Origin of the sequence: Peribacillus sp. FSL H8-0477, from assembly GCF_038002765.1 — a bacterium.
Taxonomy (GTDB): Bacteria; Bacillota; Bacilli; order Bacillales; family DSM-1321; genus Peribacillus.
On the sequence record NZ_JBBODE010000001.1, the window covers coordinates 1,916,539 to 1,941,474 of the forward strand.

The following is a 24,936-nucleotide window of genomic DNA, read 5'->3' on the forward strand; positions in this document are numbered from 1 at the left end:
ATTTATCTCGGAGTAAATATATTTTATTTCAAGATAATAATTTTTGGGAGGAATATACATGACAATAGAAAAATGGGTAATAGACGCAGATCATAGTTTAGTTGAATTTTCAGTGAAACATATGATGATTGCAAAGGTACGTGGGAACTTTGAGAACTTTGATGCAAACATTACAGCTGATTCTTCTGATTTAACGACAGCGGCTATTGAATTTACCATTGATACGGCAAGTATCCATACGAAAAATGAGGACCGTGATAATCATCTTCGTGCAGCAGATTTCTTTGATGTTGAATCCTATCCAAACATAACATTCAAAGCTACAGAGATTACTAAAGTAAGCGGCGATGACTATAAAGTAAGCGGCGATGTGACAATTAAAGATATCACTCGTCCTGAAACATTCGAGGTAACATTCGAAGGTGAAGGAAAAGATCCTTGGGGTAATACCAAAGCAGGCTTCAGCGCCAAAACAAAAATTAACCGCAGCGATTATGGATTGACGTACAATGCAGCATTAGAAACTGGCGGCGTTCTGATCGGTGATCAAATAACGATTAACATTGAGCTTGAAGCATCAAAAGGATAATGATAGAGATGGCGGATGGACTAATGTTCATCCGCCTTTTTTATTTTTCCCTGCTTTTTCAGGAAAAATGATTAAATATACCTAAAAATATTTTTTCTATCGTCAAAAAATAGAAGGAATTTCAATTTTTTGTCAGAATATATAAGGAATACAAACATAATGAATCATGATTCATTTATATTTGTAATCATAACAAAGGGGGAAAAATATGAATTCTTCGCAATCAGAAATGGGAGGATTTGCTGGCAGACGAGGTTGGATTATTGCAGTCATAGCCATTCTTTTAGTGCCGTTTGTATATGCGGCCCTTATCCTCACTGCTAAATGGGGACCATACGATAACCTAGCAAATCTTCCTGTTGCAGTCGTCAATCAAGATGAAGGTGGAATGTCCGGGGGAGAACCAATTAATGTTGGAAATGACTTAATTGCTGAGTTAAAAAGCAATAATAGTCTTGGCTTTGAATTTGTCGATTCTGAAAAAGCCGAAAAAGGATTAAAAGATCTTAAATATTATATGGTCATTGAAGTACCAAAAGACTTTTCACAGAAAGTGACGACTGTTCTCGATGCAAATCCACAAAAGCCAGAATTAAAGTATACTCAAAATGAAGGCTTACATTTTATGGCCGCACAAGTGACTAAAACAGCTACAGAGAGAATTCAAACACAATTAGCAAATAAAGTAACGGCTACTTATACAAAGAGTCTGCTTACTCAGCTATCTGAAATTGCAAGCGGTTTCAATTCTGGAGCAGACGGTTCCGGACAAATTAATTCAGGTGCTACTGAGTTGAAAAATGGAACAGATCAAATTCTTACTTCACTTAACGAAAAAGCTCCGGACATTGCCAAATTGGCAGATGGGTCAAAAGAATTAAAAGCTGGAACAAATGAACTTTATTCTTCGTTAACTAGTAAACAAGGTGACATTTCTAAATTAGCTGCCGGCGCTGGAGAAGTCGATGCAGGCGCAAATACGCTGTTATCTTCTTTAAAAGCGAAGTCAGGTGATATTTCAAAACTAGCAGCTGGTACGCAAACATTAGAAGACGGTTCGACTCAACTTCTATCTTCATTGAAAAATGGCTCTGGCAATATCGGTAAACTAGCGGCTGGTGCCAAGGACCTAGATAATGGAGCTAAACAACTAGCTGCTGGCACGAGAGAAGTTTCTGCAGGCGCTTCAACACTTGAAGCGGGATCTGCACAAGTACTGACCGGCTTAAAAACGGCACAAGCTGGAAGTAAAACACTAGATGGCGGATTAGCTCAACTGACACCTGGCAGTAAACAGGTAGCAGATGGTGCCGCAACCGTGAATGGAGCTGTAAAACAGCTAGCACCAGGAGCTGCACAAGTGGCCGCAGGGTTAGAACAACTTGTAGGAGCGTTGGCGGCACAAATTCCTGGGTTTGACAAACGAGCAGATGTTCAGACCCTTGTTGCCGGCAGTAAACAAGTTGCTGGTGGATTAAATCAATTAGCAGATAGCACACCTACTTTAAGTGCTGGTGCAAAATCTGTTTCAGATGGCTTGGCTCAAGCTGCACCAGGTGCCAAGCAGTTAGCTGGCGGCATTGACCAATTAGTAACCGGTCAAACATCCTTAAATGCCGGCGTAAAGAAGTTATCTGACGGTATTTCAAGCTTATCTACAGGGGCAAGTTCACTATCCGCAGGATCAGCTGCCTTGGCAGCAGGAAATGAAACGGTGAATCAATCATGGGGCACGCTAACCGATTCTGTATCTAAAATCAAAGGCGGAATCTCCACTGTCAATCAAGGTAACCATACCGTTGAAAGCGGATGGAAAACGATGACGAATGGTGTAACGACCCTTACTGGCGGAACGAAACAAGTAGCTGCCGGTAATCAAACCGTTAAAAGCGGATGGAATCAACTAACAGTTGGCGCAGACAAGTTAAATAACGGCGCAACTCAAATTAGTGATGGAACCTCCACCGTCCGAACCGGCTGGGGTACACTAACAGATGGTGTCACACAAGTAGATGATGGCATTGGTAAAATTGAAAGCGGCAGTAAAGAACTTACGGCCGGCCTATCCAGCGGAGCTGAAAAAACAGGTGCTATCTCCGTATCGGATAAAAATATTCAACAATTTGCAGCACCAGTTGAACTGAGTGGACAAATCATTAATCCATTCAAAGGTTATCGTTATGCAAATGCACCTTACGTCTTATCTCTTGCTTTATTTGTCGGAGTACTGCTTATGAGTCTACTATTCGATTTGAGAAAACCATATGACGCAGCGGTTTCATCATTGAGATGGTATGCAGGGAAATTTGGAACGATGGCATTATTTGCAACCGCTCAAGCGTTACTCGTTTCAATCCTAGCCGCCTTCTTAGTTAAATCAACTTTTGGAAACGGTTTCAGTTTAGTTGTATTCTCTATTTTTGTCAGCTTAGTATTCCTAACAATCGTATTTGCACTTACCGTACTAGCTGGTAATATCGGTCGCTTCCTTGCATTTGTTTTCCTTGTTCTGCAAATGTCTACAACAGGAGCAAGTTTACCAGTACAGATGCTTCCAGAAGGATTACACACATTAAGCAATTACTTACCACTAACGTACTCAATCAACGGCTTTAAAGCAGTAATCACCTTAGACAATTACAGCTCACTATGGTCGAGTGTCTTCGCTTTATTTATTTTCCTTGCTGTATTCTTAATTATAGCAAGTATCGTTGTCATGATTAAGGCAAGCTCTTCCTCCCGTCCAAGTACGGTCGAGTAAAAAGAAAGACCTTCCTGAGTTTTTATCAGGAAGGTCTTTTACTTTGTTACTTATTCATAAGAACGTTCAAGCTCATCGACAAGCGATCCAACATAGGCTACAGCCTTCTTAACAGCTTCTGGGGTCGACATATCAACACCGGCATGTTTTAGCAGGTCAAGCGGCTTCATTGTCCCTCCTGCACGCAGTACATCAAGCCATCTATCAACAGCAGGCTTCCCTTCTTCTTGGATCAGTTGTGATACAGCAGTCGATGCAGTCAATCCACATGAGTAAGTGTATGGATATAAGCCCATATAATAATGCGGCTGTCTCATCCATGTCAAACTCGCCCCCGCGTCTAATTCTACGGCATCTCCCCAAAAATCAGCGAGTACTTCATGATTTACTTCTGAAAGTGTTTTGGCAGTTAACGCCTTCCCTTTTTCAGCCATTGTGTATACCCGGCGCTGATACTCTCCCTCTAGTAAATGAGTGACAAAGTTATGATAATACGTACCTAGTAATTGCATAACCACCCAGCGTCGCATCTGCTTATCCTCAGTTTTATTAAGTAAATGCTGACCTAATAACAATTCATTCATCGTAGAAGGTGCCTCAATGAAATACATCGATGGACGCGTATTGCCAATCCGTTGATTTTGATTAGCTAAGTAGAAGTGTCCTGCGTGACCTAGTTCATGTGCTAGGACAAATGCTCCGCGCATGGTGTTCTGCCACGTAATGAGAATATATGGATGCGCATCATAAGGGCTTGAGCAAAATGCACCCGTCCGCTTGCCCACATTATCCGCCAAATCCACCCAACGTTCCTTCAATCCTTTTTCCATAATCGCCTTATACTCAGGCCCCATAACACTTAAAGCTTCTAAAATCACTTCACTAGCTTCTTCATAGGTAGTAGAAGGATTAAATTCCGGATCTAACGGAGCCTTCAAATCACAGTACATCATCTGATCCAGCCCAAGAACCTTTTTCTTTAACTTCGCAAAACGCTGCATGTGCGGGGAAAGCTCAGTTAGAATTGTATCCAACTGATTATTATACATGTCCAGACTAACCTGCTGCGGATCAAGGAGCATCTCCGTAATCGAATCATACTTACGCAGCTTTGAAAGGGCCGCCTGCTTCGCCACCTCTGTTGAATAAACCTGGGCAAAGGTATTCTTATATTGTTCAAGTGTACCAACAAAGGACTCGTAAGCTTTCCTCCGTACAGTCGTATTAGGCGAAAACTCATAACGATCCTCATATAGAGCCGCTGATACAGATAGTTGATTCCCTTCTTCATCTTCAATAGACGCAAACTGCATATCCGCAGTTTTACTAGTTCCATAGATTTTATAGGGAGCATCAAGGACTTCACCCAGTGAAGCCAACACCTCTTCTGACTCCGCAGACAAGCGATGCGGTTTCGTCTCTAACAACTTAATCAAATTTTGCTGAAAAGGCACAAGCTCGCTTTCTTCAGCTATGTATTGTTCAACCGTTCCATCAGGCAGTTCAAGAATCTCCGAATTAATAAACGATAGACCTGCATAGACCTTTGTAGCAAGGGAAGAATACACCGCACTGTCCGATTGATTCACAAAACTAGTACCATCGCCCGCTTCCAATAACGAAACATATGTACCAGCTTTCCCAAGTCTAATATAAAGCTGTTCCCGAAGAAGTAAACATTCCAAAAGAACACTCGCCCCATTTGGAAACTTCCCCTTAAACCTCGCAAATTCCGGCAACTGCTTCTCAATCACCGCTAACTCCGTCTCCCATGCTTCCTTCGTAACAAATAAATCAGTCAAATTCCACGTTAACTCCACAGGCACTTCATCACGCACAAGTCTTTTCTCAATCGTCTTTTCCATACACTAATCTCCCTCTATTACTATCTATTTTTTCCAATCCTATCTACTATATTATATTTTTTGAAGATTATGTCAATGAGGATTATGAGATGAAAGAGCCCAGGTTACACTCGTTCACCGGCAGGATCCACCCACTTTATACGTAGGGGAAGAATGTTTTGGAGTTACGGCCGGATGTGTCTTTCAGTTGAGCCACATCCATATAATTTGGGCAGCTGCCTGCCAAAAATCCTCTCAGTTCAGCTGGTTTTCTCCAGAATGAGTAATTAACATACGAAATGACTTTGGTATCCAACTAAAATAGAGCAGATTACACTTTTTCAAAAAACCGTTCAATCGGAGATATCGCGAGGGACGAATCTTTAGCAGTTTGGGCTGAATGTTAGGAAGTTTGGGCCGAATGTTTATTCATATGGGCCGAATAAATCGGGTTTTGGGCCGAATGTGTCACCATATTAGCTCCATCCAATAGATTCGGTCAGCCTCCTGCCCAGCAGCCAACTTATTTCAATGTGTTTTGCCAAAAAGGGTCTATTAAATACGAAAAGGCTTTGAAATTTTAGATGAAATAGAGCAGGGTACACCTTTTCATAAACCCATCCGTTCAGCTATTCTCCATTTCTAAGTGTAGGGAAGAATATCAACGAGTTGCAGAATGGGAGATTAAATTGAGATCTATCCAGTAGATACGGGCAGCTGGCAGCCAAGCAGCCAACCTATTTCAACGTGTTTTCTCAAAATGCATCTATACATACAAAAGGCTTTAAATAGAGCAGGTTACACTTTTTCATAAACCAGTACAACAGGATCCACCCATATTACACGTAGGAGCAGAACTTTTCTGAGTTACTGCCGAATGTGTATTCATATCAAGCTTATTTCATCAGGTTTTTCCCCAAATTCCCTTAATAAGAAATAAAAAGAAGAGGCTTTAAAAGCCTCTTCTTCATTACCCGACTTGGTCGGTTTCTTTGGTTTGGTTTTCTGTGAAGAGCAGTCCTAGTTCGTGGTGTTCGCCTTCAAAGAGGGCACGCTGGACATAGCGGATTTGTTGGTTGTTGCCGACTACTTCCAGTTTACAGTGGGCTCGGTTTTTCTGTAATGCTTTGTAGAATTTACGTTCGTCCGTGACATGAATGCCATTGACTTTCGTGACAATTTCTCCAAGTTCCAAGCCCATTTTTTGGGCTGGCGTTTCTGGAATGACACCCAGAATACGTACGCCAAGCTTACTTCTTGAGAAGTAGATAGGCAAATTTCGATCGCTTCTTTTTCTTAAGTAATAAATGCCTTCCCGGCCAATTAAACCGATTACGACCGATATGATTGACATGTATGGATACCAGTACCCGCCAACCGCAACAGCTAATACCACTGTTCCAAGAAGGATAACCTGTCGTCCACTCGCTTTAATGGCCGTTTCTGGAAGTATCCCTTGTACTTTTTGCGAAAAACCAATTAAGAACGGAATGACAATTGGTGTGATCAACTGACCGTCAATTGCGAAAACGGGGAACCAGTCAAATGGAGCCGGTAAATTACCGCCGGGGATGAAGACAAATAACGGAACCATCCAGATTCTTCTCGATGCATATCTGCCGACAGTCTGCCCGCGCTTTGAGATAACTAGTCCAGGAGACGGTTTTTTAATAGCATTTTTTGCTATTAAGAAGCCTTCTGCAAATAACAAGAGACCTAGCAAAATCGCTACAGTCGGATAAACTGCGGTATCAATGTCCTGAAAATATTCATCAAAGAACGGCCACTCTATCTCTCCCCCATATGTATAGAGAATAACTAATAGGAAAAAGCTGATACTGACGCTATACGCTGGTGAGAGTAATCTCATCTTTAGCGTGAAGGCTAGCAATATGCTTACTGCACCCACTATAACAAGAACTGCCGGTGGAACAACAAGGCCTGTACCGAGTGTAAACAGTGAAAGGATCAGCCCCCAAAGAATTCCCTGCGGTAAAAGCTGCCGTAATTCCGTACTTTTACGATAGATGCGAATGTTAAAATCACGACGCTCTCGTTGGACACGGATGACTCCGATTGCTAGAGCGATAATAATGGATACATACAATAACGGATGGATAAAAAGAATTCCAATTCCCCTTAAGCATTCTATCAGCCATTCCTCAGTCACGATACATCACCATCTTTCTTCTATCTTCTTTCCTATATACTAAAAATATACTATTCTCTATTCTATCAAAGATTACATACTGATGCCTAGCATGTACCAAAAAAAGAGCCCAGCTATATGGGCTCAACTTCTCCTATTCTCTTGAGACAATCTTTAAAGCGGTCCGCAGTTGAACATCGTTCTGTTTATCACGAATTTTTTCTGTGATCGAAGCCGTAAGCTCCTCTGCTGTCTGGTTATCCAGCTCTCCCGTCACGTTTAATCCTTTATGTCGTTGAAAAGCTTTAAGTGCTGTTTCTGTTTTTGAACTAAAGTACCCATCCGTACGCCCAGGCACAAATCCGATTGCTTTTAGCATTTCTTGAGCATGCTTAATTTTTTCATCATTCATATCACGTTCGAAAGGTTTGTCTACTTCTAACTGATGTGCGGTAAAATACGTTGGTTGATGGACTTCAATATTCGGTGCAATTCCCACTTTGTGAATCCAATTTCCATTTGGCGTCAGCCATTTAAACAGCGAAATCTTTATATTACTGCCGTCGCCCATAGGAACAGCCTGTTGAACGGTCCCTTTACCAAAAGTACGTTCACCAATTACTTTGTAACCGCCTGCTTCTTGTAATGCTCCCGCCAATATTTCTGAAGCAGACGCACTACCATTATCGGTTAGAACAACAATCGGGTAGCTCTTTCTCTGCTTGAGCTCAGTGGAAAACGTTTGTACCTTACCTGTTCGTTCGGCAATTTGTAAAATGGGCTTATCCTTCGGAATGAGTACCCCTAGAATGTTCTCAACACTCTTCAATAATCCACCAGGATTTCCGCGGACATCGATAATGAGCCCTTCGATTCCTTTATTCTCGAGATCCTTCAACTGTCTTTTAAAATCTGTCGCGGTTTTCTCCGAGAATAGCGTTATATCAATATAACCAATCTGTTCATTATTACTCTCGAGAGTTGATGAAAAAACTGTATCAACCGGGATTTCTTCACGTGTAATATTCAGTGTGATTGGACGAACTGCTCCTTGTCGCTTAATTTCGAGACTAACGGAAGTCCCTTTTTTTCCACGAATTTTTAGTCTGGTCTCTTCTAGATTCAAGCCTTCGATGCTCTCACCATTTACCTTTAATAACTGATCTCTTGGCTTTAAGCCGGCTTTTTCAGCGGGAGAATCTTTATATGGGGCAACGATGATGATTTTATTATCTTCTACCCCAATTTCCGTTCCGATGCCTTCAAAGGTTGAATCAAGTGACTCGCTGAATTGATTCGCTGTTTGTTTATCCATATAGACGGAGTATGGATCTTTAAGTGTTGCAAGCATTCCTTGAATGGCGCCTTCAACGAGCTGTGTACTCCCTACCTTTTCTACATATTGATTTTTAATGAGCTGGTAGGCAGCTTCAACTTTAATCCATTCTTGATTTGCCACACCTTCTTTCTTTTCCTGTTTTATTGGTTCATCAGCAGTCATCATCTCGGTATAATAGGCTCCGCCAAGTGCCCCGAGCAATAGTGATAATACGATTGCGAGTGGAAGAATCCATTTTTTACCCATAGTGGTCTCCTTTGTTTGCATTGTGTATTTCACTATATGAATAGCTTGTACGATTTATGCATTCTAGAGCACCTAAAAAAACCAGCTTGTCCAAATACGGACAAGCTGGTTTTTTCTCTTGCTATATGGGTATAGATTACATAGATACGTAGTTTAAAGGATTAACAGCATTTGTTTTTGATACATTCCATGCACCTTTATGCAATTCGAAATGTAAATGCTGTCCGTATGAATGACCTGTATTTCCCATGATTCCGATTTGTTGTCCTTTTGCAACAACTTGTCCAGTACCAACGTTACGCGAATTCAAATGTGCATACACTGTAGTATATGTTTGACCGCCAATTGAGTGGGATACCATGATACAGTTGCCATAAGAACTTGATAGATATGAACGGATAACAACACCGTCTGCTGCTGCTACTACTGGAACCGTTCCTGATTGAGCAATATCAATACCCGCATGGAATTTGTTCCAACGAGAACCAATTTGTGATGTTACTCTACCTGCACTTGGACGAGTAAATTGTCCAGATGAAACAGGCGGTGCTGATGTTACAGCTGGTGTGTTTGAAGATGGTGCAGATGATGATGAGCTTGAGTTTTTAGCGCTTGGTGCACTTTGTTTCGCAGCTGCTGCAGCTGCTGCTTCTGCTGCACGTTTCTTCGCTTCTGCTGCTGCTTTTTTCCTTGCAGCTTCTAATTCAGCTAGACGATTTTTCTCAAGGTTAATGGCTTCTTTCATTGCACTTGCTTGAGCAGCCAGATTTTCTTCTTCTTCTTTAAGGTTCATTTTCAGTTCATGTGCGTCATGCTCTTTTTCTTCGAGTTGAGCCATCAACTTATCTTTCTGTCCCTTTTGAGCTGTTAACTGACTCTTCATGTCTTCAAGCTCTGCTCGCATTGATTCAAGATTACTTAATTTCGTTTCAACAGAATTCTGTTTATCTTCAAGGTCCTTCTTATCAATCTCATGCTGTTTTAAGATTTCTTGATCAGCCTCTACGATAGTCGCTACCGCTCCCACACGACCAATGAAGTCACTAAAACTAGATGATCCAAGCAGTACTTCTAAATAGCTGACATTTCCGCCAGACTCCTGAAGCGATACCGCACGTTCTTTAAGCACTTCGTTACGCTTTGCAATTCTTTCTTTTAAAACGATAATTTCAGCCTTAAGAGCTTCAATTTCTTCTTTTGTTTCTTCAATCTGTATGTTTTTTTCAGCAATTTTTTGAGTTGAATCGTTAATAGCTAATTCAAGTCTATGTATTTGTTGTTCAACCGTTTCTTGTTGATTCTGTAATTTATTAATGTCTTGATCGGCTCTATTAATATCCGATATTACCCCTGATTGTTGTTCCTCAATCTTCTTTGTCTTTTCCTGCATTTCTTTAATCGATTCGGCATCTGCATGCTGGATGGAAAACATACTCCCCAAACCAAGTGTAAGTGCCGTGCTAAGTGCTACAATTTTCTTTTTCAATTCCCTGTTCCCCTTTCTTCCCGTCAGACTATCCAATGGCTCGTCATTTTTTGTCGCAGCTTGTTGGCTTCTCTGTAGTGGTACATAAAAAGAGAAGGAGCTGGGCCAAATTCGGCTCAGCTATTCTATTGTTTATATTTTTAAGAACTTTCTAACTGACATCAAGCTTCCCCAAACCCCAATCAGTCCTCCTAAAATAATTAGAATCGCAGATATTTGATAAACAAATGGGCTTACCGGAAGGAAATCAACAAATTTGATTGAAATCAACGGTGTCAAATAATTATATAAGTAAGAATAAGACGTTGCGATTAAAGCAATTGGGACGATTGATCCTAGAATACCCAACCATAATCCTTCTAAGAAGAACGGCCAGCGGATAAACGTATTCGTTGCTCCCACTAATCTCATAATCTCTATTTCTCGTTTTCTTGCCATGATGGTAATTTTAATGGTATTTGAGATTAAGAACATGGCAGTGAATAATAAGCCAATAATTAAGACAATCCCAATATTACGTGCCGTTTCAACGACGTTAAACAGTTTTTCAACATATCCCTCTCCGTAGATAACATCTTGTACGTAATGATATTTCTTTACATTCTTAGCTACAGGGATAACATCCTCTGGTACTTTTGTTTTGAGGATGAATGCATTTCGCAGTGGATTGTCCTGTTCGAACAATTTAAACGCATCACCATCATCACCAAGGTCTTTGATTAACTGAGTTAATTCTTCTTCCTTAGGTGAATAGGTTACCTTTTCAACTTCCTTTAGTTGAGTCAATTGCTGCTCAAGCAGCTCTCGATCATCCTCACTTGCTGCTGGATCCAGATATACCTTTACTTCTACATCTTTTTCAACATTACTGGCTATGTGATTTAAGTTCATCATAATGACAAAAAACACACCGACAAGAAGAAGCGTTACAGTCACGGCACTAACGGATGCGAATGTCATCCAGCCGTTACGGGAAAGATTCTTCCCACTCTCACGCAGATGTCGGTTCAACGTTCTAATTTTCATATCCGTATTCACCTCGTTGCTCGTCACGAACGATTTGTCCTTCTTCAATGGCAATAACTCTATGCGGCATATTATTAACAATATCCCGATTATGAGTGGCCATGACGACAGTCGTTCCATTCTTGTTGATTTGTTCGAAGATATTCATAATCTCCCATGATGTTTCTGGATCTAGGTTTCCTGTCGGTTCATCGGCAATCACGATTTTCGGTGAATTGACAATTGAACGCGCGATGGAAATCCTTTGCTGCTCTCCTCCAGAAAGCTCTGTTGGCAGCATTCTTACTTTATGTTTGAGTCCAACGAGATCGAGGACTTCCATTACACGTTTCTTTATTTCTGCGGGTGTACGTTCGATAACCTCCATCGCAAATGCTACATTTTCATAAACAGATAATGTTTGCAGCAATTTGTAATCTTGGAATACGACTCCGATATTTCTACGAAACAATGGAACTTTTGTATTCCTCAGTTTTGGTAAACTCACACCATTGACAATAATATTTCCTGATGTCGGACGCTCTTCTCTGTACATCATTTTGATGAACGTTGATTTACCGGCACCACTTGTTCCTACAACATATACGAATTCACCCGGTTTAATTTTTACATTAATTCCACCAATGGCACTTACACCATTAGGATAAGTTTTCTTTACATCAATCATTTCTATCATATATATACCACCTAATCAGCTCTTAAATTTATTCATGTTGAATAGTAAGTCATGCTGTCATTAAAAGCTCGTAAATATACTTTAGTCGCTGTTAAAACCAAAAAAATAAACAGGTTTGCCCTGTTTTTAGGTTCTAAAACATTATATCATCAATTTTCGTCAAAATAAGCAATTATATATTACAGTTTCATTTCATTTAGATGAAACAGAGTTTAAAAATCCATAAATAAAAAGACCTATCTTTTTGAAAAAATTTCAATTTCTTTTTAGGTCATTTTACACAATTATTTTCCTTGAATTTTGTTTAGGTGGAAAGTAATTCCTGATTAGTCTTTACCGTGAATAGACTATGATATAAGCACTTTACCCGTTATTTTTTAGTAAAAATCCTTTTTAAACTCTAGGATAAACGGCTTAGTTTTAGGTAAATAATGGGATTAGTTAATTGTTGCAACAAGGTAAAGTTCAAAAACATTTTATCCCATATATCGTGTCATAAAATGGAATAAAATAAAATAACCCTGCTTACGCTCAGCAGGGCCTCGGTACTTATTTTTTTTCTGCGAGCCAAGCTGCTACATTCGCAGCGTCTTCACCTTTTAGAACTTCTGGAGGCATGATTCCTTTTCCTTCTGCAATAATGGTTTCAATGTCTTCTTTTGATAGTTTTGATCCGACGGTACTTAGTTCAGGTCCAGCTGCACCTTCAAGATTATTTCCATGACAGCCTGCGCAGCTTCTTTCATAGAGCTTTTCTTCAGCGCTTGCTGTTTGAGTCGAATCTCCTGCAGGTTCTTTGCTTTCGTCTCCGCCGCCGCATGCAGTCAGCATAAGTGTTGTACCTAGTAAGATTCCTAGCATTTTTTTATTCATGTCTTTTGCCTCCTCTGTAAGTCCCTTAGGAATATTATAGCAGATTAAGCTGGTTTAAATCCTTCTCCCAGAACTTCAGAAGCATCCATTACGACGACAAAAGCCTTTGGATCCACGGTTTTAATCAATTGTTTCAATTTGGTGAATTCTGATTGATCGACCACACACATTAATAATGGGCGAGCATCATCCGTATATCCTCCCATACCTGTAAGACGAGTCACCCCTCGATTGATTTCATTGATAATCGCATCTCGAACTTCGACTTCGTTATTCGTAATGATCATGACCGTTTTGGAACGATGTATCCCTACTTGAATTAAATCAATCGTTTTGCTTGTTACATATAACCCAATTAACGCATAGAGTCCTTGTTCAATATCAAACACGATTGCTGCCCATAAAACAATTAATCCATCAATCATTGCGACACATGTTCCTAACGAAAAATGGGTGTATTTATGGATAATCTGAGCGGCTAGATCCGTTCCCCCCGTTGATGCCTTCCCGCGAAAGACAATACCAAGTCCGAGTCCAACCATGATTCCCCCGCAAATAGCCCCTAAAAGCGCATCCTCTGTCCAAGGTTCCCAATCTTTCGTTAGAAACACGATAAAAGGAAGAAATAGTGTGCCCACAAGTGATTTCGCGCCAAAATGCATACCGAGGAAAATTAATCCTGCAATGAATAATGGGATATTAAACGCCCATTGCACAAATGCCGGCTCCCAGTGCATGAGCGCATCAGTAATCGTACTAATTCCGCTTACGCCGCCAGAAGCAATTCGATTGGGGAGTAGAAATACATTAAATCCAATCGCAATAATCGCCGATCCTATCAAAACTAACCCATATTCAATCAGTTTTTCCAACATGGGATGCTTTGGTCCTCGATACCTTCTATTCATTATATTCTCTCCTCTATGACAGGACTACGTTAGTCCGTACTTCCTTTGATAGCCGAAAGTAGTATAGCATTCCAAAACTCGCTAGTAAATGGCATCCGGATAAAGCGGTAAAGGAACAAAGGCTGCTCAAAGAAAAAACTGGCAGGGGAAAACCCCTGCCAGTCATGAGTCTTATAATTTTGAACGAAGATAGGCATCAATAAACTGATCGATGTCACCGTCCATAACACCCTGGACATTCCCAGATTCCGTGCTGGTACGATGATCTTTAACCATTGAGTACGGATGGAATACGTACGAACGGATCTGGCTTCCCCAGCCATTTTCCTTTTGTTCGCCGCGGATTTCATCAAGATCTGCTTGTTGCTGCTCAATCTCACGCTGATACAATTTAGCTTGCAGCAGTTTCATGGCTTGTGCTTTGTTTTTGATTTGAGAACGTTCAGATTGGCAGGTAACGACCACACCTGTAGGTAGATGTGTAATCCGAACAGCTGAGTCTGTTGTATTAATATGCTGTCCGCCAGCACCTGTTGCACGGTACGTATCAATTCTCAAATCTTCGGTACGAATTTCGATATTAATCGTTTCATCAAATTCTGGCATTACTTCACATGAAACAAACGAAGTATGACGGCGGCCTGATGAATCAAACGGTGAAATTCGAACAAGACGATGAACACCTTTTTCTGCTTTTAAATAGCCATACGCGTTATGACCTTTGAAAAGAAGCGTTACACTCTTAATTCCCGCTTCATCTCCTGGCAGATAATCTAGTGTTTCGACTTTAAAGCCGCGCTTTTCACCCCATCTTGTATACATACGAAGCAGCATAGAACCCCAGTCCTGAGACTCTGTTCCGCCTGCTCCTGGATGAAGTTCAAGAATCGCATTTTTGCTATCATATTCTTCACTTAATAACAGTTGCAATTCAAATTCATTCATCTTTTTAGAAAGAACCATGATTTCTTCTTCTAATTCAGCTTGAAGCTCTTCATCACTTTCTTCTTTCACCAATTCGAACGTTAAATCAAGATTTTCATATGAATCATTAAGTTCAGCAAGCTCACCAACTATTTCTTTCAACACATTCGTTTCATTAATGACGCCTTGCGCTGCTTGTTGATCATTCCAAAAATCAGGATGAGTCATCTCGTTTTCTAATTCAGCAATACGGGCTTCCTTCTCTTCTAAGTCAAAGAGACCCCCTAAAGTCCGTTAGTCGCCTAGCGGTTTTTTCAAGTTCGTTTCTGATATCTGCTAATTCCATATTTCTCACCTCATAATAGTTTAAAAAGACAATATATTAACTCGTTCATTGATTGTTTCTTCCTCTGTAACTATAAGCCAAAGACAGGCCGATAAGCAACTGCCACATTGAAGCAAAACAAAAGAGGCAACGCATAAATGTGATTTGGCTGCCTCTTCTGTCACAAAACTGGACTTTAGTTTCCTCTGTTTATTCCAATTTACCGTGACAGTTTTTATATTTTTTCCCGCTGCCGCATGGGCATAAGGCATTACGTCCAACATCCGCCTTTTTTCGAGCCGGTTTTTTCTTAACCGCTTCTCCGTCTTCCTTTGGATTAACCGCTTCTCCCTTAATGACTTCTTGGCGTTCGAGGTTATTACGGATTTCTGCTTTCATAATGTATTTCGCTACATCATCTTCAATCGCAGTAATCATTGCCTCAAACATCGCAAAGCCTTCTTGCTGGTATTCACGAAGCGGATCAATTTGGCCATAGGCACGAAGATGAATTCCTTGACGTAATTGCTCCATCGCATCGATATGATCCATCCATTTACTGTCTACCGCACGGAGGACAATTACTTTTTCGAATTCACGCATTTGTTCAGCAGATAATTGCTCTTCTTTTTCATTATATTTCTGAAGAACTTTATCAATCAGGAAGGCAGAAATTTCTTCAGCATCCTTGTCTTTAAGATCAGACGCTGTTACTTCGCCTTCATCAAAGAGATTTCCTTGTGCATAATCAGCGATTGACTGTAGATTCACTTCTGTTTCTTCCTCAGTAGTTTGTGTTAATACTGCCACCGAACGTTGAATAGACGAAGTAAGCATCGTTTCAACAATGGAACGAAGGTTTTCACTATCAAGCACGTCAAAGCGTTGTTTATAAATAATTTCCCGCTGTTGGCGAAGAACATCATCATATTGAAGCAATTGTTTACGCGCATCAAAGTTATTTCCTTCTACACGTTTTTGAGCTGATTCTACTGCTTTTGATACCATTTTGCTTTGAATTGGCTCGTTATCATCCATACCTAAACGAGTCATCATCGCTTTCATGTTATCAGAACCAAAACGACGCATCAATTCATCTTCCATGGATAAGTAGAACTGAGTCATACCCGGATCCCCTTGACGTCCAGCACGCCCACGAAGCTGATTATCAATCCGTCGGCTTTCATGACGTTCCGTACCAATAACAGCCAAACCGCCTGCCTCAATGACACCATCACCCAGTTTGATGTCGGTACCACGACCAGCCATGTTTGTCGCAATGGTAACTGCTCCTAGTTGGCCGGCGTTGGCGATGATTTCTGCTTCACGCTCATGGTTTTTCGCATTTAACACATTATGCATGATTCCTTTTTTCGTTAAGTAGTTCGATATGATTTCTGATGTTTCAATGGCTACTGTACCCACTAGCATTGGCTGCCCTTTGGCGTGACGTTCCGCAATTTCTTCAACAACCGCACGGAATTTCCCATCCATTGATGCATAGATTAAATCAGCCCGGTCATCCCTGATAATTTCTTGATTAGTCGGAATGCTGATGACATTCATATTATAGATATTACGAAACTCTTCTTCTTCCGTTTTCGCTGTACCCGTCATCCCAGACAGCTTATCGTACATCCGGAAGTAGTTTTGGAAGGTAATCGTTGCAAGTGTCATGCTCTCATTTTGAATCTCGAGGCCTTCCTTCGCTTCAATTGCCTGATGAAGACCATCACTATAACGACGTCCCTTCATTAAACGACCTGTAAATTGGTCAACAATAATGATTTCGCCCTCTTGGACAACATAATCAATATCCAAATGCATCGTTGCATGTGCCTTTAAGGCTTGATTGATATGGTGATTAAGCACAACATTTGTGATTTCAAATAAGTTATCAATATTAAACGCAGATTCAGCTCGGTTCATTCCTTCTTCTGTAAGCTGAACACCTTTTGTTTTTTCATCATACGTATAATGCGTTTCTTTTGTCAGGGTACGCACAAAAGCATTTGCTTGAATATAGAGTTGGGCAGACTTTTGAGCAGAACCAGAAATGATCAGCGGAGTTCGTGCTTCATCAATTAAAATCGAATCGACTTCATCGATCACGGCATAATGAAGCGGACGCTGTGTCATTTGTTCTTTATAAAGGACCATGTTATCACGCAAGTAATCAAATCCAAGCTCATTATTCGTACTATAGGTAATGTCTGCTTGGTAAGCTTCTTGTTTTTCTTCCTTAGAAAGACCATTTGTATTCAAGCCAACCGTTAAGCCAAGAAATTCAAAGAGCTGACCCATTTCCTCAGCATCACGACTAGCTAAGTATTCGTTGACCGTCACGACATGTACCCCTTTGCCTGTTAGGGCATTCAGATACACGGGCATGGTTGATGTCAACGTTTTACCTTCACCGGTTTTCATTTCAGCGATATTTCCTTCATGAAGAGCAATCCCCCCCATGAGCTGAACGCGGAACGGGAACATCCCAAGTGCCCGCTTGGCTCCTTCACGAACCACAGCGAAAGCTTCTACTAATAGCTCATCGACACTTTCTCCCTTTTGGTACCGTTCTTTAAATTCTTCTGTTTTTGCACGAAGCTGTTCATCCGATAAAGCAGCTGTCTGATCGGCAAGTGCTTCAATTTGATCTGCCTTTTTTTCTAGACGTTTCACGTCGCGTTTATTCGGATCAAACACTTTATTTAATATATTCAGCATTCAGTAAGTCTCCTCTTTAGAAAGATAATCGACCTTATCTATAAGTGAACAGAAAATAGGACTTCTGCTTATTATCACGTAAATCACTCTGGTATCCCCTTAATATTACCACTTTACGTTTTTAGGTACAACTTCATCTATCTAAGAAAACTATGGATTTACCCATAGGGGAACTGGTAGAATGAAAATAAAGAAAAATGGAAAGTCTTCCATATAAATAGAAAGATGTAGGATGTGATGATTGTGATAGGAGAACGAGTTAAAAAATACCGGCAGCAAAAGCGTATGTCTATGACTGAAGTAGCCGATAAAGCAGGCGTTGCTAAGTCCTACTTAAGTTCAATTGAACGCAATTTGCAATCGAATCCTTCCATTCAATTTCTCGAAAAGATTTCTGCCGTATTGGATATTCCAGTTGACTCTCTATTACATGATGAGCCGAACACGGATAACTTAGATACTGAATGGATGGCGATCGTCCAGCAAGCAATGGCATCAGGTGTATCTAAAGATCAGTTCAAAGAGTACCTTGAGTTTCAAAAATGGAAAGCAACACAAGAAGATAAAACTGATCACGAAGGATGAAATAAAAAAATCCCTTAAGCAAGCCGATTTTTAACTAAAATCAGTTTGCTTAAGGGGTTTCTTCATTTAAAGGGCGCATGTTTTTTTATCTTTCCCTTGCTTGTCCTTTTTTTCTGCCTGTAAGAAGTCTTTAATTTCTTGTTGTTTGAGTCCCAGCTGCCTCGCTTGCAGAATTAATTCTACCCATTCTTGATCGAGCTTTGCTTGAACCAATCCAATCCCTCCTAAAATACCGACCGTATTTCAGGCAGCCCGGCCATCTTAGCGTAGATACCTTAGACCCGAAACTTTGCGTCCTTATTTTTCAATAAGTTTGCCTTTTTCTGCCAACTTTTTCCTTTGCCGTTCATTCATTATAAAGGAAGCGATTCAAAATCATTGTTGTTTTTTGTCGGACAATCCTAAATAGAACCAATTATTTTTTTACATTATTCTAACTATTCTCTTATCTCCACTTTAACATACAGGTAAACATTACCTATAATTTTTGTGTGTTACAGAATTTTAATGGTACTTTCTAACTTAATTTCTTTGGTACCTCTGGGTATTTTGCGTTCTCATTATTTGTGCCATATTATCAGGTTGATGTACTTTTTGTTTAGTTAAATCCTCACCACAGACAGGACAAAGCCATTGTCCCTCTTTTGAACTGCTGAATGAAGGTCTGTTACAGCTATAACAGTTTTTACGAAACATGGCCCATCTCCCTTCTGTACTTTTTGACGATAATTTGTTCTTATTTAAGAACAAGTACATTGAGTATAATGGAACCCTTTCATGAGATAAACTCTCGTAATTGGCTATTTTCTTTACGTAACATGCGTTATCCTACTATTTTTCCGAATTTTCTCTTAATTACATAGATTTTGTATTTTTATAAGAACTAATTGTTCTTAATAGAGTATAATCAGAGTAGAGAGGAGGAAAGATGATTAAATGATAGGAAAAAAAATAAAGGCGCTTCGTATACAAAAAGGGTACTCGCTGACAAAGATGGCTGAAGAAACCGATATTTCGAAGTCTTATTTGAGTTACATTGAACGTGGTATTCAGCAAAACCCCTCCATTAAGGTGTTAAGTAAAATTTCAACCTTATTAAATGTTTCATTAGAAGAGCTCATGTCACCGCCTCCTCAAGCTCCTAATATAATCGATGATGAGTGGTATGATCTATTTGCTGAAGCCATCCAAACAGGTGTGACGAAAGAAGACTTCCGTTACTATTTAAGTTTTATCCGCTTTAAAAAAGAGATTTCTAGACAGAAAAAAAAGTAACCAGCGATTCCAAGAGGAGAATGTCGGCTTTGTTCACTTTTTGCGATAGAAAAAAAGCCCCTGAATCGTAAGCCGGGATTTCCTGGCCTGACTCAGAGGCTTTCCTTATGAAAGAAAAATCCCACCATACAAGAGCGCCGCCGCAATTACATAAGCGGGATGTACCTTCCATTTATTCATCAGTAAATAACTGATGACGCCTATTACCAGCATCTGCAGAATTCCAATGCTCTCATAGGATGAAAAGAAGAAATCATAGGCCATCACACCAAGCAGGACAGCAATTACGGGTCTCACGACAACCGTTAATCGTTTAACCTTTGACGAGCCCTTGTGTTTGGTCAGAAGACCCAAGAGTCCAATCATTAAGAGCAGCGATGGTGCTACCGCAGCAAACACGCCCACGACTGCTCCTAGAATACCAGCTTGCTCAAAACCAATGTAACCCGCCATCTTGGTAGCAATCGGACCTGGCAATGCATTGCCAAGGGCAAGTACTTCACTAAATTCATGAAGCGACAACCATTCATACCGATCTACTACTTCTTTTTCAATCAAAGGAATCGATGCCGGACCGCCCCCATACCCTAATATACCCGAGATAAAGAAAGCCCAGAATATTTGCAGATAAATCATGTTTCTGCCCCCCGTTCCTTAGCATCCCGCTTGAGCAGAGCTCCAATTAACAGGGCAAAGATTAAGATGGCAGGATGAACATGAAGGACCTCCATTAGTACTAAACCACCGACTATAAAAACGATGGTCCATATCCAGCCTAGACTGGATTGTGTTGATTTTTTGATAAAATCGATGGTCATCGTCAGAAGCATAACTCCAACCACTGGCACGACGGCTGTTGACATGCCCTTTACCCAGCCTTGATCACGAAAGGCATTGAGACTCGCCAGCAGGACAATCATCAAAATGATGGTTGGAACAATCGTCGCCAGTACACCATTCACCATGCCCCACACGCCGCCAACGCGATACCCAATGTATCCAGCTAACTTCGTTGCAATTGGACCAGGCAGTGCATTGCCGAGTGCTAGGATGTCGCTAAATTCATCCGCATCCATCCATTTATATGTATCCACCACTTCTTTTTGCACAAGCGGAATAGCCGCAGGACCGCCGCCGAAACCAAGCATCCCTACTCTAAAAAAGGCCATGAAGATTTGTTTCTGTTCCATTGCTCTCACCTTTTTTTCTCTTATTCTCTACCAGGCTGCAACCATTCCATCCGTACGTGGTTCCGTTCCACCCTGTAGTACACCTGTTATGCGATCACGCCAAATAATCTGCCCTCTTCCAAACGACCCTGAATGAAGGGACACTTCAATAGTGTGCCCTCTTTCGCGTAAGTTCTCTACGGTATCAAGTGGGAAATCAGGTTCTACCTGGATGGTCTTTCCACCTACCCATTGCCAGCGCGGAGCATCAAGAGCCGCTTGAGGATGTAAGTGGAAATCAATCGTATTCATGACAACCTGCATATGTCCCTGTGGCTGCATATAACCACCCATGACACCAAATGGACCGACTGCTTCACCATCTTTCGTCAAGAAACCTGGGATGATCGTGTGAAAAGATTTTTTCCCTGGCTTTAATGCATTTATATGCTCTGGATCTAATGAAAAGTCATAACCGCGGTTTTGCAGAGCAATACCGGTACCTGGTACAACGATACCTGATCCGAATCCCATATAATTGCTTTGGATAAAGGATACCATATTTCCTTCCTTATCTGCCGTTGCTAAATAAACCGTTCCACCCTTAGGAAGGTCATAGGGCTGAGGGAGCAACGCATCTTTGCCGATTTCCTGACGGCGCGTTTCACCATATTCCGGTGACAGCAGTTGCTCAACACTGATATTCATATCTTCCGGGTCCGTAATAAATGCCTTACCATCCGTATAAGCAAGCTTCATCGCCTCAATTTGCTTATGATAGGTGTCCACTGCCTCTTTCTCTGAGAAACGAAAGCCTTTAACAATATTTAAGGCAGAAAGAGTGACAATCCCCTGACCATTCGGGGGAATTTCCCACACATCGTACCCTCGGTAGTTAACAGAAATCGGTTCCACCCATTGAGGCCGATAATTATTCAAATCCTCCAGAGATAGGAAACCATGATTTTTTATTGAAAAATCAGATATCTTTTTAGCTAACTCTCCACAGTAAAAGCTATCGCCATTCGATTCGGCAAGCTTTCTTAACGTATCTGCGTGATGAGGAGACCTCCAAATTTCTCCTGCTTTTGGTGCCCGGCCATTTGGAGCAAATGTTTTAAACCATTCTTCATATTCTTCCGTGATTAGTTCCTTTTTATAGCGCTGAAAAGCTGCGTTCCAGCTTGCAGCAAGAACCGGTGAGACTGGGTATCCTTCTTCCGCATATTGAATGGCAGGCTCCAAAACTTCTGAGAGAGACAATTGACCAAACTTTTCTGAAAGCTCTGCCCATGCTGCAGGAGCTCCAGGGACTGTAACCGGGATCATCCCATGAACAGGCATGGTCTCATATCCTCGTTCTTTCACCGCTTCAATCGAAATGGATTGTGGGGATGGACCGCTCGCATTCAATCCGAACAACTTGTCCTTCATCCACACAAGCGCAAAGGCATCACCGCCTATTCCATTTGACGTCGGTTCAACAACCGTTAAAGCAGCAGCCGAAGCAATCGCTGCATCCACAGCATTGCCGCCTTTTTTCAAAATATCTAAGCCCGCTTGTGCGGCCAGCGGCTGAGAAGTTGCGACCATTCCATTTCTCCCAAAAACAGTTTGCCTAGTCGAATTGTAAGGCTGATTGTGATAATTGAACTCCATCTTTTCACCCGCTTTATTAGTTATATTATACAAAAAAGATTATCTGTTATTTTTTTAAAAAATAGGTAAAACAAGGATATATGACCTTTTGTAACTATTTCGTTCTTTATTCTCATGAAAAAATAGGTAAAAAGTGTTATAATTATATGCGTAAATATGTATTTTTATGCCATGTTAGGAAGGGTTGTCTATGCATTATCCAACATATGAACATCCAACCACTAAGGTCATCCATGTGGTAACCGATCAACATAGTTGTCTGTGCGGAATGATTTATAATTCATTTTATCAAATGACTAGAAGAGATCTTCGTAACATCAAATTTAAAGATGTAATGAAAATCAATTGTCCAGAATGCCGCAGCAAACTTAAAGAAGTGCAACAGGATTTGATAAGTGTGAGGTCATAGGAAAAACGCAGTTCTAAAGGTAAGAACTGCGTCCATCCTGTGAGTATTGTTCAGTTTGGTTCAATCAATCCGTAGCGTCCGTCCTTACGACGGTAAACAACATTCGTTGTATTGGTATCAGCATTAGTATAGACGAAGAAGCTATGACCCAGCATGTTCATTTGCAGGATGGCTTCTTCACTATCCATCGGCTTCAAATCAAAGCGTTTATTACGAACTACTTCTAATTCATCATCTTCCTCTTCCTCAGGAAGCGTTTCAAAACTTGCTTCAAGAGGAGCAAATGTATCAGGAACGGTTGTAGTCGTTCTAAACTTACGGTTAATCTTCGTTTTATGTTTACGGATTTGGCGCTCAAGCTTGTCGGTAATTAAATCAATCGCTGCATACATATCTGCATGTTCTTCTTCCGCACGGAGTACCAAATTAGGCATTGGAATCGTTACTTCAACTTTAGAAGTTGTGTTGTTAACTTTTAGATTCACCATTGCATTGGCTTCTGGCATATTACTGAAGTATTTTTCCAACTTATCAATCTTTTTCTCAACATACTCTCTTATTGCTGGAGTTACCTCAATGTTTTCACCACGAACGTTGTAATTCATAAAGTTAGTCCTCCTTTAAATAGCTCTATAGGTATAATTCTACATTACCCCTTTGAAATCCTTCACAAACACTTATCAAAATGTGTCGAAATTTCAAAGCTTCCTGTCGAGAAAAGGAAGTTAATTTTGGTATCGCTTACAACCTTATTATATCAATAATCTCGGGAGAAAGAAAGACAGAGTTAAACTAGTAAAAGGTACAGCAGGATATTTTCGCTGTACCTTTTAAGAAATTGTATAAGGTGTTAACTGCTCTTGTACCTCTGCCTGCCAAACGGCAAAGACAGGATAAAAATGATCACGAATCAGCTTCTGTTTACCTTCACTTTTATTCCAAGTCCTCTCCAGATATTCAGCTTCCTCCACAACGAGCGAAAAGCCTTGAATCACAGAAAGAAATTCGGAATGATCATAAAAATAATGGGTTAACTGATGGTTTGCTTCATCGATTTGAGCTAGACCAGCAAAAATATCGATCAGTATGAGATCATCTTCTAGCAGCGTAAACTCATCAAAACCTGCCAGAATCGTATCAAGAATGCCTCTAACGTTGTAGAGTAATTCTGTGAATTCACGAATATACGGGTACGGAATCTCCAACGTTTCCATTAGTTTTTCTTATCATAAAACATGCCATCACCCATCACATCTTGATAGGGATTCACATATTTATCAGACGATTCCTTCTTCATACTAAGCTGCTTCAGGTCCCGCTGAATGGCATCTTTTTCAGTTTTCATTAGTCCAGCTAATTTCTTGTTCAACTCCACAGTACTCCGGCCAATCACTGCTTCATCATCTGAAAAAGGCGGAGCAATATTTGCTAACACCTCATCACGTTGACGTAACAACTCATTAACCTGAACAATCGTACCATCCCGCTTTTCTTTTGACGATTGCTCAAGAACAATAAGCAACTGCTCCGTTAAATCATGAAACTTTTTAACGACATCCATTATGCTTGTCCACTTTGAGTAAACTGCTTCTGACGATTCAGTTGGATCGCTTCTTTCCACGTATTACGGAAATCAGTCACAAACACAGTTACCTCATCAAGAATAGCAGGATCATTTTTCATATTGGCCTCGATCAACTGACGGTTCAGGTAATCATAAAGCGCTAATAAGTCCTTGGAAACCGCCACATCCATATTCAGCGTAACCATTAATTCATGAATGATATTCTGCGCCTTTAAGAGATTATTGTTCTTTTCCTGAATGTTGCCGGTCTCCATTGCTTTTTTGCCAAGGGTAATAAACTTCAAACAACCATTGTACAGCATTAACGTCAAATCACCAGGAGATGCAGTATTCACCGAGTTCTGTTGGTACGATTGGTACGGATTAGATAAAGCCATTTTTATT

24 protein-coding genes and 1 riboswitch are annotated in these 24,936 nt (G+C 40.6%); of the genes, 5 read left to right on the forward strand and 19 right to left on the reverse strand.

What is annotated here, in order from left to right; all coding sequences use genetic code 11:
* The first annotated feature begins 58 nt into the window (after positions 1 to 58).
* On the forward strand, positions 59 to 589 hold the full coding sequence (locus MHI18_RS09760) for a YceI family protein (protein ID WP_340847160.1): 531 nt from the start codon (positions 59 to 61) through the stop codon (positions 587 to 589).
* Positions 590 to 797: 208 nt separating this feature from the next.
* Positions 798 to 3,350 (forward strand): YhgE/Pip domain-containing protein, encoded by a 2,553-nt coding sequence (locus tag MHI18_RS09765; protein ID WP_340847161.1) that lies wholly within the window; start codon positions 798 to 800, stop codon positions 3,348 to 3,350.
* 50 nt (positions 3,351 to 3,400) lie between these two features.
* Here the strand turns inward: MHI18_RS09765 and pepF are convergent, their stop codons facing one another.
* The 10 genes from pepF to secA form a co-directional block, all read right to left on the reverse strand.
* A complete protein-coding gene (gene pepF / locus MHI18_RS09770; RefSeq protein WP_340847162.1) occupies positions 3,401 to 5,215 on the reverse strand; it encodes an oligoendopeptidase F in 1,815 nt (604 codons plus the stop codon).
* A 949-nt stretch (positions 5,216 to 6,164) separates the two neighbouring features.
* Positions 6,165 to 7,364 (reverse strand): PDZ domain-containing protein, encoded by a 1,200-nt coding sequence (locus tag MHI18_RS09775; RefSeq protein ID WP_340847163.1) that lies wholly within the window; start codon positions 7,362 to 7,364, stop codon positions 6,165 to 6,167.
* 133 nt (positions 7,365 to 7,497) lie between these two features.
* Positions 7,498 to 8,928 (reverse strand): S41 family peptidase, encoded by a 1,431-nt coding sequence (locus tag MHI18_RS09780; protein WP_340847164.1) that lies wholly within the window; start codon positions 8,926 to 8,928, stop codon positions 7,498 to 7,500.
* Positions 8,929 to 9,064: 136 nt separating this feature from the next.
* Positions 9,065 to 10,414 (reverse strand): murein hydrolase activator EnvC family protein, encoded by a 1,350-nt coding sequence (locus MHI18_RS09785; protein WP_340847165.1) that lies wholly within the window; start codon positions 10,412 to 10,414, stop codon positions 9,065 to 9,067.
* A gap of 132 nt (positions 10,415 to 10,546) precedes the next feature.
* Positions 10,547 to 11,440 carry a permease-like cell division protein FtsX gene (gene ftsX, locus MHI18_RS09790; RefSeq protein WP_340847166.1) on the reverse strand — a complete coding sequence of 298 codons (894 nt, stop codon included), beginning with the start codon at positions 11,438 to 11,440 and terminating at the stop codon, positions 10,547 to 10,549.
* Positions 11,430 to 12,116, reverse strand: coding sequence for a cell division ATP-binding protein FtsE (gene ftsE / locus MHI18_RS09795; protein ID WP_340847167.1), 687 nt, complete (start codon positions 12,114 to 12,116; stop codon positions 11,430 to 11,432). The genes ftsX and ftsE overlap by 11 nt, the downstream gene beginning before the upstream one ends.
* Before the next feature lie 549 nt (positions 12,117 to 12,665).
* Positions 12,666 to 12,989, reverse strand: coding sequence for a cytochrome c551 (gene cccB / locus MHI18_RS09800; protein ID WP_340847168.1), 324 nt, complete (start codon positions 12,987 to 12,989; stop codon positions 12,666 to 12,668).
* Positions 12,990 to 13,033: 44 nt separating this feature from the next.
* On the reverse strand, positions 13,034 to 13,897 hold the full coding sequence (locus MHI18_RS09805; RefSeq protein ID WP_340847169.1) for a YitT family protein: 864 nt from the start codon (positions 13,895 to 13,897) through the stop codon (positions 13,034 to 13,036).
* 171 nt (positions 13,898 to 14,068) lie between these two features.
* Positions 14,069 to 15,167 (reverse strand): peptide chain release factor 2 gene (gene prfB / locus MHI18_RS09810; protein ID WP_445669963.1). Its coding sequence is split into 2 segments (ribosomal slippage): positions 14,069 to 15,094 and positions 15,096 to 15,167, totalling 1,098 coding nucleotides; the frame shifts between segments, so codons are not numbered across the junction.
* A gap of 189 nt (positions 15,168 to 15,356) precedes the next feature.
* Complete coding sequence (gene secA / locus MHI18_RS09815; protein ID WP_340847171.1) at positions 15,357 to 17,870, reverse strand: preprotein translocase subunit SecA; 2,514 nt, start codon at positions 17,868 to 17,870, stop codon at positions 15,357 to 15,359.
* A 243-nt stretch (positions 17,871 to 18,113) separates the two neighbouring features.
* Between secA and MHI18_RS09820 the strand changes: the two genes are divergently transcribed.
* A complete protein-coding gene (locus MHI18_RS09820) occupies positions 18,114 to 18,455 on the forward strand; it encodes a helix-turn-helix domain-containing protein (protein WP_340847640.1) in 342 nt (113 codons plus the stop codon).
* Between the two features lie 66 nt (positions 18,456 to 18,521).
* On the opposite strand, the gene MHI18_RS09825 is transcribed toward MHI18_RS09820, so the two are convergent.
* Positions 18,522 to 18,668 (reverse strand): anti-repressor SinI family protein, encoded by a 147-nt coding sequence (locus MHI18_RS09825; protein ID WP_340847172.1) that lies wholly within the window; start codon positions 18,666 to 18,668, stop codon positions 18,522 to 18,524.
* A gap of 30 nt (positions 18,669 to 18,698) precedes the next feature.
* Positions 18,699 to 18,783, reverse strand: a riboswitch (cyclic di-GMP riboswitch).
* Positions 18,784 to 18,977: 194 nt separating this feature from the next.
* On the reverse strand, positions 18,978 to 19,211 hold the full coding sequence (locus MHI18_RS22160; RefSeq protein WP_445669964.1) for an Sjogren's syndrome/scleroderma autoantigen 1 family protein: 234 nt from the start codon (positions 19,209 to 19,211) through the stop codon (positions 18,978 to 18,980).
* A gap of 180 nt (positions 19,212 to 19,391) precedes the next feature.
* On the opposite strand from MHI18_RS22160, the gene MHI18_RS09830 reads away from it, so the two are divergent.
* The gene (locus MHI18_RS09830) at positions 19,392 to 19,730 is read left to right on the forward strand and encodes a helix-turn-helix domain-containing protein (protein ID WP_340847173.1); all 339 of its coding nucleotides are present in this window, start codon (positions 19,392 to 19,394) and stop codon (positions 19,728 to 19,730) included.
* 105 nt (positions 19,731 to 19,835) lie between these two features.
* Here MHI18_RS09830 and MHI18_RS09835 read toward each other — a convergent pair whose 3' ends face one another.
* Genes MHI18_RS09835 through ggt form a run of 3 tightly spaced genes read right to left on the reverse strand, consistent with a single transcriptional unit; the run spans position 19,836 to position 22,558 of the window.
* Positions 19,836 to 20,366, reverse strand: a complete 531-nt coding sequence (locus tag MHI18_RS09835; RefSeq protein ID WP_340847174.1) for a chromate transporter — start codon at positions 20,364 to 20,366, stop codon at positions 19,836 to 19,838.
* Positions 20,363 to 20,920, reverse strand: a complete 558-nt coding sequence (locus MHI18_RS09840) for a chromate transporter (protein WP_340847175.1) — start codon at positions 20,918 to 20,920, stop codon at positions 20,363 to 20,365. Before MHI18_RS09840 ends, MHI18_RS09835 begins: the two co-directional genes overlap by 4 nt.
* Positions 20,921 to 20,947: 27 nt before the next feature.
* Complete coding sequence (gene ggt / locus MHI18_RS09845) at positions 20,948 to 22,558, reverse strand: gamma-glutamyltransferase (protein WP_340847176.1); 1,611 nt, start codon at positions 22,556 to 22,558, stop codon at positions 20,948 to 20,950.
* A 190-nt stretch (positions 22,559 to 22,748) separates the two neighbouring features.
* Between ggt and MHI18_RS09850 the strand changes: the two genes are divergently transcribed.
* Entirely contained in the window at positions 22,749 to 22,967 is a 219-nt protein-coding gene (locus tag MHI18_RS09850; protein ID WP_340847177.1) for a hypothetical protein, read from the forward strand.
* Between the two features lie 50 nt (positions 22,968 to 23,017).
* Here MHI18_RS09850 and hpf read toward each other — a convergent pair whose 3' ends face one another.
* From hpf to fliS, 4 genes are all read right to left on the reverse strand, one after another.
* Positions 23,018 to 23,572 carry a ribosome hibernation-promoting factor, HPF/YfiA family gene (gene hpf, locus MHI18_RS09855; protein WP_340847178.1) on the reverse strand — a complete coding sequence of 185 codons (555 nt, stop codon included), beginning with the start codon at positions 23,570 to 23,572 and terminating at the stop codon, positions 23,018 to 23,020.
* Positions 23,573 to 23,797: 225 nt separating this feature from the next.
* On the reverse strand, positions 23,798 to 24,181 hold the full coding sequence (locus MHI18_RS09860) for a hypothetical protein (protein ID WP_340847179.1): 384 nt from the start codon (positions 24,179 to 24,181) through the stop codon (positions 23,798 to 23,800).
* Entirely contained in the window at positions 24,181 to 24,528 is a 348-nt protein-coding gene (locus tag MHI18_RS09865) for a flagellar protein FliT (protein ID WP_340847180.1), read from the reverse strand. Before MHI18_RS09865 ends, MHI18_RS09860 begins: the two co-directional genes overlap by 1 nt.
* On the reverse strand, positions 24,528 to 24,929 hold the full coding sequence (fliS, locus tag MHI18_RS09870) for a flagellar export chaperone FliS (RefSeq protein WP_340847181.1): 402 nt from the start codon (positions 24,927 to 24,929) through the stop codon (positions 24,528 to 24,530). Before fliS ends, MHI18_RS09865 begins: the two co-directional genes overlap by 1 nt.
* Positions 24,930 to 24,936: the final 7 nt, after the last annotated feature.

Coding starts and splice junctions, on each gene's coding strand:
- MHI18_RS09760 (WP_340847160.1), top strand. CDS start 59: ATGACAATAGAAAAATGGGTAATAGACGCAGATCATAGTTTAGTTGAA.
- MHI18_RS09765 (WP_340847161.1), top strand. CDS start 798: ATGAATTCTTCGCAATCAGAAATGGGAGGATTTGCTGGCAGACGAGGT.
- pepF (WP_340847162.1), bottom strand. CDS start 5,215: ATGGAAAAGACGATTGAGAAAAGACTTGTGCGTGATGAAGTGCCTGTG.
- MHI18_RS09780 (WP_340847164.1), bottom strand. CDS start 8,928: ATGGGTAAAAAATGGATTCTTCCACTCGCAATCGTATTATCACTATTG.
- ftsX (WP_340847166.1), bottom strand. CDS start 11,440: ATGAAAATTAGAACGTTGAACCGACATCTGCGTGAGAGTGGGAAGAAT.
- ftsE (WP_340847167.1), bottom strand. CDS start 12,116: ATGATAGAAATGATTGATGTAAAGAAAACTTATCCTAATGGTGTAAGT.
- cccB (WP_340847168.1), bottom strand. CDS start 12,989: ATGAATAAAAAAATGCTAGGAATCTTACTAGGTACAACACTTATGCTG.
- MHI18_RS09805 (WP_340847169.1), bottom strand. CDS start 13,897: ATGAATAGAAGGTATCGAGGACCAAAGCATCCCATGTTGGAAAAACTG.
- secA (WP_340847171.1), bottom strand. CDS start 17,870: ATGCTGAATATATTAAATAAAGTGTTTGATCCGAATAAACGCGACGTG.
- MHI18_RS22160 (WP_445669964.1), bottom strand. CDS start 19,211: ATGTACTTGTTCTTAAATAAGAACAAATTATCGTCAAAAAGTACAGAA.
- MHI18_RS09830 (WP_340847173.1), top strand. CDS start 19,392: ATGATAGGAAAAAAAATAAAGGCGCTTCGTATACAAAAAGGGTACTCG.
- MHI18_RS09835 (WP_340847174.1), bottom strand. CDS start 20,366: ATGATTTATCTGCAAATATTCTGGGCTTTCTTTATCTCGGGTATATTA.
- MHI18_RS09840 (WP_340847175.1), bottom strand. CDS start 20,920: ATGGAACAGAAACAAATCTTCATGGCCTTTTTTAGAGTAGGGATGCTT.
- ggt (WP_340847176.1), bottom strand. CDS start 22,558: ATGGAGTTCAATTATCACAATCAGCCTTACAATTCGACTAGGCAAACT.
- MHI18_RS09850 (WP_340847177.1), top strand. CDS start 22,749: ATGCATTATCCAACATATGAACATCCAACCACTAAGGTCATCCATGTG.
- hpf (WP_340847178.1), bottom strand. CDS start 23,572: ATGAATTACAACGTTCGTGGTGAAAACATTGAGGTAACTCCAGCAATA.
- MHI18_RS09860 (WP_340847179.1), bottom strand. CDS start 24,181: ATGGAAACGTTGGAGATTCCGTACCCGTATATTCGTGAATTCACAGAA.
- MHI18_RS09865 (WP_340847180.1), bottom strand. CDS start 24,528: ATGGATGTCGTTAAAAAGTTTCATGATTTAACGGAGCAGTTGCTTATT.
- fliS (WP_340847181.1), bottom strand. CDS start 24,929: ATGGCTTTATCTAATCCGTACCAATCGTACCAACAGAACTCGGTGAAT.